The organism is Phytomonospora sp. NPDC050363 (assembly GCF_040655735.1).
Taxonomy (GTDB): Bacteria; Actinomycetota; Actinomycetes; order Mycobacteriales; family Micromonosporaceae; genus Phytomonospora.
The window spans coordinates 272329-284213 of record NZ_JBFAKK010000006.1 but is presented as its reverse complement, the minus strand read 5'-3'; the positions used below and the strand labels follow the sequence as shown (position 1 = coordinate 284213).

11 protein-coding genes are annotated in these 11885 nt (G+C 72.2%); 6 read left to right on the top strand and 5 right to left on the bottom strand.

The window, feature by feature from the left end; translation table 11 throughout:
• The first annotated feature begins 1 nt into the window (after position 1).
• Positions 2 to 970: a lactonase family protein gene (locus AB0I28_RS18615; RefSeq protein WP_357494753.1), complete on the top strand. Its 969-nt coding sequence runs from the start codon at positions 2 to 4 to the stop codon at positions 968 to 970.
• 16 nt (positions 971 to 986) lie between these two features.
• Here the strand turns inward: AB0I28_RS18615 and AB0I28_RS18610 are convergent, their stop codons facing one another.
• The 3 genes from AB0I28_RS18610 to AB0I28_RS18600 are packed head-to-tail and all read right to left on the bottom strand — an operon-like array spanning position 987 to position 5065.
• Positions 987 to 2537 (bottom strand): FAD-dependent monooxygenase, encoded by a 1551-nt coding sequence (locus tag AB0I28_RS18610; RefSeq protein WP_357494751.1) that lies wholly within the window; start codon positions 2535 to 2537, stop codon positions 987 to 989.
• Between the two features lie 2 nt (positions 2538 to 2539).
• Entirely contained in the window at positions 2540 to 3508 is a 969-nt protein-coding gene (locus AB0I28_RS18605; protein ID WP_357494749.1) for an MBL fold metallo-hydrolase, read from the bottom strand.
• Between the two features lie 33 nt (positions 3509 to 3541).
• Positions 3542 to 5065 (bottom strand): molybdopterin-dependent oxidoreductase, encoded by a 1524-nt coding sequence (locus tag AB0I28_RS18600; protein ID WP_357494747.1) that lies wholly within the window; start codon positions 5063 to 5065, stop codon positions 3542 to 3544.
• 96 nt (positions 5066 to 5161) lie between these two features.
• Between AB0I28_RS18600 and AB0I28_RS18595 the strand changes: the two genes are divergently transcribed.
• From AB0I28_RS18595 to AB0I28_RS18580, 4 genes are all read left to right on the top strand, one after another.
• A complete protein-coding gene (locus tag AB0I28_RS18595; protein WP_357494745.1) occupies positions 5162 to 6259 on the top strand; it encodes a Gfo/Idh/MocA family oxidoreductase in 1098 nt (365 codons plus the stop codon).
• Between the two features lie 166 nt (positions 6260 to 6425).
• Complete coding sequence (locus tag AB0I28_RS18590; protein WP_357494743.1) at positions 6426 to 7256, top strand: GDSL-type esterase/lipase family protein; 831 nt, start codon at positions 6426 to 6428, stop codon at positions 7254 to 7256.
• Between the two features lie 92 nt (positions 7257 to 7348).
• A complete protein-coding gene (locus AB0I28_RS18585) occupies positions 7349 to 8680 on the top strand; it encodes a M20/M25/M40 family metallo-hydrolase (protein ID WP_357494741.1) in 1332 nt (443 codons plus the stop codon).
• 85 nt (positions 8681 to 8765) lie between these two features.
• Positions 8766 to 9440: a hypothetical protein gene (locus AB0I28_RS18580; protein WP_357494739.1), complete on the top strand. Its 675-nt coding sequence runs from the start codon at positions 8766 to 8768 to the stop codon at positions 9438 to 9440.
• Between the two features lie 8 nt (positions 9441 to 9448).
• On the opposite strand, the gene AB0I28_RS18575 is transcribed toward AB0I28_RS18580, so the two are convergent.
• Positions 9449 to 9688 (bottom strand): DUF5703 family protein, encoded by a 240-nt coding sequence (locus AB0I28_RS18575; protein ID WP_357494737.1) that lies wholly within the window; start codon positions 9686 to 9688, stop codon positions 9449 to 9451.
• Positions 9689 to 9726: 38 nt separating this feature from the next.
• Entirely contained in the window at positions 9727 to 10698 is a 972-nt protein-coding gene (locus AB0I28_RS18570) for an aldo/keto reductase (RefSeq protein ID WP_357494735.1), read from the bottom strand.
• A 132-nt stretch (positions 10699 to 10830) separates the two neighbouring features.
• Between AB0I28_RS18570 and AB0I28_RS18565 the strand changes: the two genes are divergently transcribed.
• Positions 10831 to 11883 carry an LLM class F420-dependent oxidoreductase gene (locus AB0I28_RS18565; RefSeq protein ID WP_357494733.1) on the top strand — a complete coding sequence of 351 codons (1053 nt, stop codon included), beginning with the start codon at positions 10831 to 10833 and terminating at the stop codon, positions 11881 to 11883.
• Positions 11884 to 11885 lie beyond the last annotated feature (2 nt).

Below are 11885 nucleotides of genomic sequence, written 5' to 3'. Positions count from 1 at the left end.
CATGCTCGTTCTTGGTGGTTACGGCGAAGGCGTCGGCCTCGTCGAAGACGGTGCCGTCCGGGTGGTCGCGGCCGACCGTCCGTCCTACGTGGTCTCAGGCTCCGGCGGGCGCGTCCTGTACGCGGCCCTCGAACGCGACGACGTGACCGGCGGCGTCCTCGCCCTGCATCCCGACGGGACCGTCCTGGGCGAGGAGTCCAGCGGGGGAGTGGCCCCGTGCCACCTCGCGCTGCATCCCGGCGGGCACTGGCTGTTCACCGCGAACTACGGCAGCGGAACCGTCGGCGTCCTGCCGGTCTACGAGGACGGCGGCCTGGGCGCCCTGCACGAGGCGATCGCGCACATCGGCTCCGGCCCGAACGCCGACCGGCAGGAGGGCCCGCACGTCCACCAGATCGTCGTCGATCCCTCCGGCCGCTGGGTACTGGCCGTCGACCTCGGCATCGACAAGGTCGTCGTCTACTCCTTCGCCGACGGTGAGCTAAGCCGCCACGGGGCCTTCGACTGTGTGCCGGGCACCGGGCCGCGCCACCTCGCCTTCTCGCCCGACGGGCACACCGCCTACATCGTCGGGGAGCTCGACGACTCGCTGACCCGCTGCGGCTGGGACGCCCGGACGGGCACGCTCAGCGCGGAGGGCCGCCTGCGGGTGCTGCCGGAGAACGTCGAGGTGGAGAACTTCCCCGCCGCGGTGCTGACCTCGCCCGACGGTCGCTGGGTCTATGTCACCAACCGGGGGCACGACTCGATCGCGGTCGTCGAGACCTCGCCCTTCGAGCTGCGCACGACCGTGGGCTGCGGCGGGAACTGGCCGCGCGACGCCGCGCTGAGCCCGGACGGCGAGCGCCTCTACGTGGCCAACCAGACCAGCGGGAACGTCGCGGTGTTCGCCTTCGCGGACGGCGTGCCCGTCGCCGAGGGCGAGTCGCTGGAGTTCCCCTCGGCGACCAGCGTGCTTCCGCTGTCTTAGGGGGACGGTGCTTGTCTTAAGGGTGCGAGCCCGTCGCAGCCCGCAGTGATCCACCGGGCGAGCCCTGGAACCCCCGCGCCCGCCGGATCGCCGCGCCGAGGCTTTCGGAGTCGGCGTCGTCGAGGACGGCGGCGAGGTGGCCGTCGGGCCGCACCACCCACACGCGCCCGGGCCGGGGCCCGAGCGGTTCGGCGTCGTCCAGGCGCAGCCGGACCACCGGGACCGGCGTGTCCACCGCCGGCGGCACCCGGTCGGTGCCGATGAGGGTGAAGCCCGGGCCGAAGCGCTCGCGCAGCCTCCCGCCGGGCATCAGCGCGTCGGGGCACAGCACGCCGGGGACGACCGGTCGCGTGAGGCCGGGCTCGGTGGGGAAACCGTGCACCTCCCAGGCGGTGGTCAGGGGCGAGTCGAGGTACCAGTACGGCTCGTAGAGTTTCCCGGAGTCGACCTCGGCGCGGGCCGCCGGATCATCGGCGGCACGTGCCAGGACCTCCCGTCTGCGGGCCATGGCGGCCTCGTCGGGCGGGACGAGGAAGCGCATCGTGCGGCCGGTGACGCGCAGGTTCTCCACGGCGGCGGCGTGCCGTTCGTCGTGGTAGCTGCCGAGGAGGGCGGGTCCGGCCCAGCCGAGCCGGTCGAAGGCGATCTTCCAGGCGGCGTTCTCGGCGTCGGCGATGCCGGAGTTGAGGCCGCGCGCGCCGAAGGGCGTCATCACGTGCGCCGCGTCGCCGGCCAGCAGCACCCGGCCCTCCACATAGGACGCAGCGGTGCGCTGTGCGAAGCGGTACGCCGACAGCCACACGATCTCGTATGGCGTCTCGCCCGTGATGCGCCGGATCCGGGCGTCGACCTCGCCGCTCGCGCGCGCCTCGGCCAGGTCGAAACCGGCCGGCACCTGCCAGTCGATCCGCCACACCGAGTCCGGCTGCGGATGCAGCAGGACCTGCCGTCCGGGGTTCCATACCGGATCGAAGTGGAAGCGCCGCTGCGGCCCGAAGGGGAGCTCGGCGCGGATGTCGGCGATGAGGAAGCGGTCGGCGAAGGACTCGCCCTCGAAGGGCAGCCCGAGCGCCTCGCGGACGACGCTGTGGCAGCCGTCGGCGCCGATGACGTGGGTTGCCCGCAGCTCGCCGGCGACCGTGGAGACGACGACCCCGTCCCGGTCTTGCGCCAGGCCGGTCACTGCGGTCCCGTAGCGCAGCCCGATCAACGGTTCGGCGGCCACCGCGGCCTCCAGGACACTCTCCACACGTGCCTGGGGGATGTTCACGAACGGCGGGAAACCCGCCTCACCCCCGGCGGGGAAGGTGATCCGGAACAGCTCGACGTCGCGGTGGTACGTCCGGCCGTGCGTCCAGGTGACGCCCTCGGCGGCGAGCTGTTGGCCGCAGCCCACCCGGTGCAGGATGTCCAGGACGTCGCGCTGGGTGCAGATCGAGCGGGAGCCGACCGGATCCCGCTCGGCCGCGGCCTCGCACACCACAGACGGCACGCCGAAGCGCGCCAGCAGCAACGCCGCGGTCAGGCCGACCGGCCCACCGCCGACGATCACCACCGGCGTCTCCACGTTCAGCCCTTCAGCTCCGCCCACACCTCACGGTCGCGCTCGGCCGTCCATACACGCGGCCAGTCGAGGCCCGAGCGCTCGTCCCAGTAGCGGGAGACGTTGAACGGCAGGCAGTGCTCGAAGATCGGCCAGTCCCCGTAGCGGGGCTCCAACGCGGCGTGGGCGGCCTCGTAGGCCTCCTTCAGCCCGCCGCCGTGGGTGGCGGCCTCGTCGACCTCTCGCATCAGCACGTGCAGGAAACTGCGTGTCTGGTCGATGGCAGCGCCGACCGCGTCGGCGCCGTGCGCGACGTCTCCGCGCCCGCCGATCAGGATCTCGGCGCCGAGCGCCTCCACCGCCGACAGGGTCGGTCCCGCCCAGTGCCGGTGGAACGCGTCGCCGGTGTAGAGCGCCGCCCGCGCCTCGACGAGGTCGCCGGCGAACAGGATCCGCTGCTCGGGCAGCCACGCGACGATGTCGCCCGCGGTGTGACCGCGCCCGTGGTGGCCCAGAACCAGCCGGCCCCTGCCGCCACCGAGCTCGATGGTCAGCTCCTCGCTGAAGGTCACCGTCGGCCACGTCAGGCCCGGGATCGTGTCCGCCCCGTTGAACAGGCGCGGCATCCGCCCGGCCTCCGACTCCCAGTCGGCCAGGCCGCGCTCGATGATCAGGCGCCTGGTCTGCTCGTGCGCGATCACGGTCTCCGCGCCGAACGCCGAGGCGCCCAGCGTGCGGACCGCGTGGTAGTGCGACAGCACCAGGAAGCGCACCGGCTTGTCAGTGTGCTCCCGCAGGCGCTCCAGCCACTTCGAGGCCATCAGCGGGGTCGCCCGCGCCTCGAAGCACACCACGAAGTCCTCGCCCTCCACGGCGCCCACGTTCGGGTCGCCCTCCGCGGTCAGCGCGTACACCCCGTCGGCCAGGACCTCGAAGGTCTCGTCCTTCTCGGCGAGATCCGCCGAGGACGCGAACGGCACGGCGGCTTCGCCCATGTCGCCTCCCGGGCGCGGCGAACCGCGCCGGAGTCAGGTCACGGTGACCTTCACCGTGTGCCAGCCGCTGGCCCCGTCGGGCGCGACCGGCGTCCGCTGTTCAGTCTGCACGACTCCGGCGCCGTCGGTGGCGCGCACGGTCAGCCGGTGCTCGCCCGGCGAGGCCTGCCAGTCGTAGACCCACTGCCGCCAGGTGTCCCCGGAGACCACATCGGACAGCCGGGCCGCCGCCCAGGGACCGTCGTCGACGCGGACCTCCACCGCCGTGATGCCCCGGTGCTGGGCCCAGGCCACACCGGCGACGGCGACCGTCCCGGCCTTGGCGGACTTGCGCGGAGTGTCGATCCGCGAGGCCGTCTTGACCGGCGTCGGAGTCGACCAGCCGCGCGGGATCCAGTAGGCGTCGAAGTCGTCGAAGGAGCTCAGTTCCAGCTCGGTGAGCCACTTCGTGGCCGAGACGTACCCGTAGAGGCCGGGCACGAGCATCCGCACCGGGAAACCGTGGATGAGCGGCAGCGCCTCGCCGTTCATGCCGACGGCCAGCATCGCGTCACGGCCGTCGCGGCACAGGTCGGTCGGCGCGCCGGCGGTGAACCCGTCGGCGGAGCGGCCGACGAGCTGGTCGGCGCCCTGGTCGGGCCGGACCTCGGCCAGCAGGTCGGCGAGCGGCACCCCGAGCCACCGCGCGGTGCCGACCAGTCCGCCGCCGACCTCGTTCGACACGCAGGAGAGGGTGATGTCGCGTTCGATCATCGGGCGCGCCAGGAGCTCGTCGAAGGTCAGCTCGATCGGGTTGGCGCAGCGCCCGTGGATCCGCAGCCGGTACCCGGACGGAAGGACGTTGGGGGTCACCAGCGCTGTGTCGATGCGGTAGAAGTCGGCGTTCGGGGTCTCGAAGGCGCTCAGGCCCGGCAGCTTGAGGTCCGCGCCCGCCGGGCGAGGCGGAGCCGGACTCGCCGGCACCGGCAGCCGTACCGTCGCGCGAGCCTCCTCGGCGGCGGTGCTCAGACCGACGTTGCGGCCGACCGCGAGCGCGACGCCCGCCCCTCCCACGGCGGCCACCGAGGTCACCAGGAACCGCCGCCGCCCGTAGACGCGCATGTCGACGGCCTCATCATCGCCCTCGACGCGCGGCGCGTGACGCAACAGGAACCAGCCCGCGCCCAGTGCGGCCGCACCGGCCACCAACGACGGAACGGCCGACAGCGCCCCCGCCCCCGGACGCGTCACCGCGGCAGCCACCCCGAGACCCGTGAACACGACCACCGCGGCGACCGCGTAGACCAGCCTCCGGGTGGCCGCGATCCCCACGCCCGCCGCGACGACCGCCAGAATGACGACGGTGCCGATCTGCAGAGCCAGCTTGTCGCCCGTCCCGAACACCGAGATCGCCCACTGCTTCACCGGCTCCGGCGTCGCCTTGATCACCCGGTCGCCGACGGCCACCAGCGGTGCGTCGGCGGCACCGGTCAACGCCGCCACCAGCTCACCCACCCCGAGGGCGACGGCGGCGGAGACGATCCCGGACAGGGCCGCGGCCCAAGGTCTCACTCGCATGCGTCCATCATCTGCCCCTGCGGCTCCCACCGCCCCCCGTGTTAGCGGACCGTAAGTATTTGCGCCGCCCACCGGCGAAGGTCATCATTGCCACTCATGACCGAGCCAACCCCTTTTCGCGTAGGACTCATCGGCTGCGGCAACATCAGCGGCCAGTACCTGTCCACACTGGCCCGCCTCCCCGGGATCACCGTCGCGGCCTGCGCGGACATCGACCCCGAACGAGCCGCCGCCACCGCACGTGAGCACGCCATCCCCCTCGCCACCGGCGTCGACGAACTCCTCGCCGACCCCGGCATCGACGCCGTCGTCAACCTCACCATCCCCGCCGTGCACGCCACCGTCACCCGCGCGGCGATCGCCGCCGGCAAACACGTCTGGTCGGAGAAGCCCCTCGCCCTCGACCGCGCCGACGTCGACCACATCCGCGACGAGGCCGCCCGCGCCGGCGTCCGCGTCGGCTGCGCCCCCGACACCTTCCTCGGCGCCGGACTCCAGACCTCCATCCAGGCCATCGTCGGCGGCGCCATCGGCCGCCCCGTCGCCGCGACGGCCTTCTTCACCACTCCCGGACCCGAAGCCTGGCACCCGGATCCGGAGTTCTTCTACGCCCCCGGCGGCGGCCCCCTCCTCGACATCGGCGTCTACCCGATCACCGCCCTCGTGGCGATCTTCGGCGCCGTCGAGTCGGTCACCGCCCAGTCCCAGCGCAGCGTCCCCACCCGCACCATCGGCTCAGGCGTCAAGGCCGGACAGGAGATCCCCGTCGAGGTCGCCACCCACTACAGCGTCTCCCTCAACTTCGCCGACGGCGGCCTGGCGACACTCGTGACCTCCTTCGACGTCCCCGCCCACGAACTTCCCCACCTGGAGGTCTACGGCGTCGAGGGCACCATCACCCTGCCCGACCCCAACGGCTTCGGCGGCAACCCCCGCGTCCGCCGCCGCGGCGAGGACGAATGGACCACCCTCGCCCACACCAGCGGCTACCTCGGATTCCAGCGCGGCATCGGCCTCGCCGAACTCGCCGACGCGATCGCGGCGGGCGTCGGGCACCGGGCCTCACTCGACTTCGCCGCGCACGTGCTCGACACGATGCTCGCCATCGACGAGTCGGCGGCGGCCGGCCGCGAGAGCGTGCTGCGCACGGGATGCGAGAAGCCCTCACCGGTCGGGAAACTCATCGGCGGCTGAGGACTCAAGAGGCGCGGTGGGCAGCCACCGCGCCTCTTCGCACGCGTGCCGGGGCTCGGGAAACGACGAAGTTGAGACCAGATGTCCGACATGTGGCTAATCTCCTGTCAGGCTCGCTTGGTCGTGGGGTCCGTCGGCGCACGGGCATCCCTCTCGGGAGGTCAACATGGTGCGACGTCACGGTCTGCTCGCCGCTCTCTCGGCAGTACTCCTCCTCTTGGGCACGACTCCCGCCGCGGCCGAGGAACCGGTGCCGTTCCCGGCCTCGATCGCCGGCCTCGGCGACTCCATCAGCAGGGGCTTCAACTCCTGCGGCTGGTACTTCGACTGCACCGCCCGCTCGTGGAGCACCGGCGACAGCGATCGCGTCGAGGGCCACTACCGCCGCCTCTCGGCCCTCAACCCGGCCATCGAGGACAACCGCCACAACAACGCCGAGACGGGTGCGACCTCAGCCGACCTGGCCGCGCAGGCGGCCCACACCGTCGAGCAGCGCGCCGAGTACGTGACCGTCCTCATCGGAGCCAACGACGCCTGCGCCGACAGCGAGGCCGGCATGACCAGTCCCCGGCAGTACCGCACCAACGTGTCCGCCGCCCTCTCGGCGATCAAGCGGGGCCTGCCCGAGACGAAGGTCTTCATCGCCAGCATCCCCGACCTGTACCGCCTGTGGCTGGTGAACAAGGACAGCGCGCCCGCCCGCGAGACCTGGAAGAACGCCGGCATCTGCCGCACGATGCTCGGCGACCCCGCCTCGACCGAGCCGGGCGTCGAGCAGCGCCGGATGAACGTCCGGCAGCGGGTGCTCGACTACAACACCGCGCTCGGCGAACTGTGCGCCGAGTACGGCGAGAACTGCCGCTTCGACGGCAACGCCGTGTTCAACACCGAGTTCACCGCCGACGAGGTGTCGCGCTGGGACTACTTCCACCCCAACGTCGCAGGACAGCGGCGGCTGGCGGAGGTCACCTTCGCCGCGGCCTTCGACCCTCGCTGAGACCGGGGGAGGGGCCGCGCCGGCGTGACCTCGCACGCCTGCGCCGAGACGCGGGTGTCACCACCGCGAGCGCACCCTGGTAAGAAAGGGACATGACCGCAGCCGAAACCCATCCCCCGCACCCTCTCGCCGTCGACGAGGTCGTCGACATCTGCCGGGACCTGCTGCGGATCGACACGACCAACACCGGCGACAACGACACCTCGGCCGGTGAGCGGACCGCCGCGGAGTACGTCGCCGAGAAGCTCGCCGAGGTGGGCCTCGAACCCTTCATCACCGAGTCGGCGCCGGGCCGGGCGAGCGTGATCGCCCGCTACGAGGGCTCCGACCCCAGCCGCAACGCGCTGCTCGTGCACGGCCACCTCGACGTGGTGCCCGCCGATCCGAGCGAGTGGTCGGTGCACCCCTTCTCCGGCGAGGAGAAGGACGGCTACCTGTGGGGCCGCGGCGCCATCGACATGAAAGACTTCGACGCGATGGTCCTGGCCCTCGTGCGCCAGTGGAAGCGGGAGGGCCGCGTACCCCCGCGCGACCTGGTCCTGGCCTTCCTGGCCGACGAGGAGGCCGGCAGCACCTACGGCGCCCACCACATCGTCGACAACCACGCCGACCTGCTCGACGGCGTCACCGAGGCCGTCGGCGAGGTCGGCGGATTCTCCGTGTCGATGAGCAACGACCTGCGCCTGTACCTCATCGAGACCGCCGAGAAGGGCCTCGACTGGCTGCGCCTGACCGTCAGCGGACGCCCGGGCCACGGCTCGATGATCCACGACGACAACGCCGTCACGCAGCTCGCCGAGGCCGTCGCGCGCGTCGGTCGGCACAAGTTCCCCGTCGTGATCACCCCGACCGTCCGCGCGTTTCTCGAGGAGGTCTCCGACATCCTCGAAGTGGAGCTCGACCTTGAGAACCCCGAGGCGACCATCGCCAAGCTCGGCCCGATCGCGCGCATCATCGGCGCCACGATCCGCGACACGGCCAACCCGACGCGCCTCGACGCCGGCTACAAGGACAACGTCATCCCCGGCCGGGCACAGGCGACCATCGACTGCCGCACCCTCCCGGGCCGCTCGAAGGAGTTCGAGCGCCAGCTCCGCGAGATCGTCGGCCCCGACGTCCAGGTCGACTACATCCACCGCCAGCCGGCCCTGGAGACGTCCTTCGACGGTCCCCTCGTCGACGCGATGGCCGACGCGCTGCGCGCCGAGGACCCCGGCGCCCGTCCGGTGCCCTACATGCTCTCCGGCGGCACCGACGCCAAGGCCTTCAACCGCCTCGGCATCCGCGGTTTCGGCTTCGCGCCGCTGAAGCTGCCCGCCGACCTCGACTTCGCCTCGCTGTTCCACGGCATCGACGAGCGTGTCCCCGTCGAGGGCCTCAAGTTCGGCGTGCGCGTCCTCGACCGCTTCCTGTCCCGCAGCTGACCGCTCCACCATCTCCGCCTGAGCCCCTCGACACGCCCCCGAACCGCTTCACACCGTCCACCGGAACTGAAGAAAGAGCGTGCTCATGCCTGACCAAGCCGCCTCCCCCGCGCAGGAGGCAGCCGCCGCCCTCGAAGTAGTCGTCGAGGCGGCCAGGGCCCATCTGGCGGAGATCACCGCGGCGGAGGGCCGCGTCGGCGACGCCGCCGTCTGGCGCGCCTACGTGGCCCTCAACGACGCCAGCCTCGCCTACGACAAGCTCATCGACGAGGCCTTCGGCGAGGCGACCCCGTGGGACCCCCGGCCGCTGCCCGCGGTCGACGGCGAGGGCGGCTGGCCGGGATACGTCGGCGACGACGACCTCATCGAGTCCGACGGCACCCCGACGGTCATCTCCGTCCGGCACCGCCGCGACTACCTCGTTCCCAGCCAGGCGGCCCTGTTGCGCATCGCCGAGGCCGCCCGCGAAGCGGTACCCGACCCCGACGACGACGGCTCACCCCTCGAAGGGGTCGGCGACGCCGTCCTCGAACTGCTCCACGCGGGCGGCGGGACGCTGGCCTCCCTGGAGATCGAGGAGCTCACACCGCTGGACGGCCTCGTGGTCGTCAACGAGATCACCGGACCCGTCGACCTCGACGCCGTCGACGCCGGCGCGGAGGACACCGCCTTCATGATGGGCACCGAACAGCCCGTCATCGGGCGCCTCGACGAGCGCTCCGTCCACGGCGACCCGAGGGCCGACGACGACCAGGACTGACGCGGGCGTCAGTAGGACAGGCCGGGCAGCACCGCGCCGCCCGTACGGGGACGGCGTCTGCGCAAGGTGACCTTCCGTTCGCCGCCCGGGTAGCGGCGGACCGTGGCCAGCTCCCAGCCGCCGTACTCGGCGGCCACGGACAGTCGGGCCTGCGCGGTCAGCTGATCGACTTCTCCGCCGATGCGCAGGGGCGCGTACTCGTACGGGTCAATGGAAGACTCGTCGGCGCTCGCTTGATTGTCGTCCATCTGGACATAATGCACCCGAGTCCCGGTGAACGCCAGGTTCACGCCTGGCGTTCGGGATAGCCGATCTGCGGCCCGGAGACGTCGTCGAGAGCGAAGCGGATCTCGGCCGGAAGCGTGACCTTCTCGGCCGCCATCGCGCCCATGAGCTGCCCGACCGTCCGCGCGCCGAGGATCGCCGACGTCACCCCGGGACGGTCGCGGACCCACGCCAGCGCCACCTCCAGCGGCGACACGCCGAGCCCGTCGGCGGCCGTGGCGACCGCCTCGACGATCCCGGCGCACCGGTCGTCGAGATAGGCGCCCACGAAGCGCGCGAAGTGCACCGAGGCCGCCCGCGAGTCCGACGGACGCCCGAAGCGGTACTTCCCGGTCAGCACCCCCCGTCCCAGCGGCGACCAGGTCAGCATCCCCATGCCCAGCGACGCGCAGGCCGGAATGACCTCGCGCTCCACACCGCGCTGCACCAGCGAGTACTCCACCTGCGTCGCGGTGATCGGCGCGCGCCCCGGCCACGCCTGCTGCCAGACGGCCGCGCGGGCGGTCTGCCAGCCCGAGAAGTTCGAGACGCCGACATACCGCGCGCGACCGCTCGACACCGCGTAGTCCAGCGCCGACAGAGTCTCCTCCAGCGGCGTGTCGGGATCGTAGAGATGCAGCTGCCACAAGTCCACGTGATCGGTGCCCAACCGCGCCAGCGACTCGTCGAGCGCCCGCAGGAGATGCGCCCGCGACGTGTCCCGCCGGCGATCGGTCCCGGTGCGCACGCCGGCCTTCGTGGCGATCATCACGTCACCGCGCGGCAGCACCGTCCCCAGCAGACCGCCGAGGATCTGCTCGGCCTCACCGTCGGCGTACACGTCGGCGGTGTCCACGAGGGTGCCCCCGGCGTCGACGAAGGCCTTCAACTGGGCGGCGGCGTCGTCGGCGTCGGTGTCCACACCCCACGCCATCGTGCCGAGCGCCAGTCGGGACACCTCCATCCCGCTGCGCCCTAGCGGTCTGTGCTCCATGACCAGCGACGGTACCGGCAGTCGTCCAGCCGCGCCGCACGCCCCGCCGCATCCGAAAACCCGGCCGCTACGCTGATGCGGTTGTGCCCGGCGGGGAAATCCGCCGAAAAAGTCGATCGGGAGGGGTCTGACGTGCGACTCGGTCTCAGCCTCGGGTATTGGGGGAGCGCCGCCGAGCCGGCCGCCCACCTCGCGTTGACCAAAGAGGCCGAAAGTCTCGGCTATTCGGTCGTCTGGGCCGCCGAGGCCTACGGATCCGACACGGTCACCATGCTCACCTGGCTCGCCGCGCAGACCGACACCATCGACCTCGGCGCCGGAGTCATGCAGATCCCCGCCCGCGCGGCCACCATGACCGCGATGACCGCCGCCTCGCTCGACACCCTCTCCGGCGGACGCTTCCGCCTCGGGCTCGGCGTCTCCGGACCCCAGGTCTCCGAAGGCTGGTACGGCGTCCCCTTCGCCAAGCCGCTCGGCCGCACCCGCGAGTACGTCCAGGTCGTCCGCGCCACGCTCGCCCGCGAGAAGGTCGCCATCGACGGCGAGCACATCACCCTGCCGCTCCCCGGCGGCCCCGGCAAGGCGCTCCAGCTGGCCATGCGGCCGCAACGCGCCGACCTGCCCATCTACCTCGCCGTGATCGGCCCCAAGAACCTCGAACTCGCCGGCGAGGTCGCCGACGGCTGGCTCGCGGTGTTCTTCGCACCCGAGCACGCCGCCGAGCAGCTCGCCCACGTCAAGGCGGGCGCCGCCAAGACCGGCCGCGACCTGAGCGGCTTCGACGTCGTCCCCACCGTCCCCGTGGTCGTCGGCGACGACGTCGCGGCGGCCGCCGACCCGGTCCGCGCCTACACCGCCCTCTACCTCGGCGGCATGGGCAGCCGAAAGCAGAACTTCTACAACAACCTCGCCCACCGCATGGGCTTCGGCGAGGCCGCCGACCGGGTACAGGAGCTGTACCTGGCCAAGAAGCACCGCGAGGCCATGGCCGCCATCCCGCACGAGTTCATCGACCGGGTCTCGCTCATCGGCGGCCCCGACCGCATCGCCGACCGCCTCACCGCCTACGCCGAAGCCGGCGTGACGACCCTGGCGGTCACCCCGTTCGCCGCGACACCCGAGGAGCGCGCCGCGACCCTGCGCGTCGTCGCCGAAGCAGCCGCCAAAGCCGGAGTGGGAGAGTAACG

Coding starts and splice junctions, on each gene's coding strand:
- AB0I28_RS18615 (WP_357494753.1), top strand. CDS start 2: ATGCTCGTTCTTGGTGGTTACGGCGAAGGCGTCGGCCTCGTCGAAGAC.
- AB0I28_RS18605 (WP_357494749.1), bottom strand. CDS start 3,508: ATGGGCGAAGCCGCCGTGCCGTTCGCGTCCTCGGCGGATCTCGCCGAG.
- AB0I28_RS18600 (WP_357494747.1), bottom strand. CDS start 5,065: ATGCGAGTGAGACCTTGGGCCGCGGCCCTGTCCGGGATCGTCTCCGCC.
- AB0I28_RS18595 (WP_357494745.1), top strand. CDS start 5,162: ATGACCGAGCCAACCCCTTTTCGCGTAGGACTCATCGGCTGCGGCAAC.
- AB0I28_RS18590 (WP_357494743.1), top strand. CDS start 6,426: ATGGTGCGACGTCACGGTCTGCTCGCCGCTCTCTCGGCAGTACTCCTC.
- AB0I28_RS18585 (WP_357494741.1), top strand. CDS start 7,349: ATGACCGCAGCCGAAACCCATCCCCCGCACCCTCTCGCCGTCGACGAG.
- AB0I28_RS18580 (WP_357494739.1), top strand. CDS start 8,766: ATGCCTGACCAAGCCGCCTCCCCCGCGCAGGAGGCAGCCGCCGCCCTC.
- AB0I28_RS18575 (WP_357494737.1), bottom strand. CDS start 9,688: ATGGACGACAATCAAGCGAGCGCCGACGAGTCTTCCATTGACCCGTAC.
- AB0I28_RS18570 (WP_357494735.1), bottom strand. CDS start 10,698: ATGGAGCACAGACCGCTAGGGCGCAGCGGGATGGAGGTGTCCCGACTG.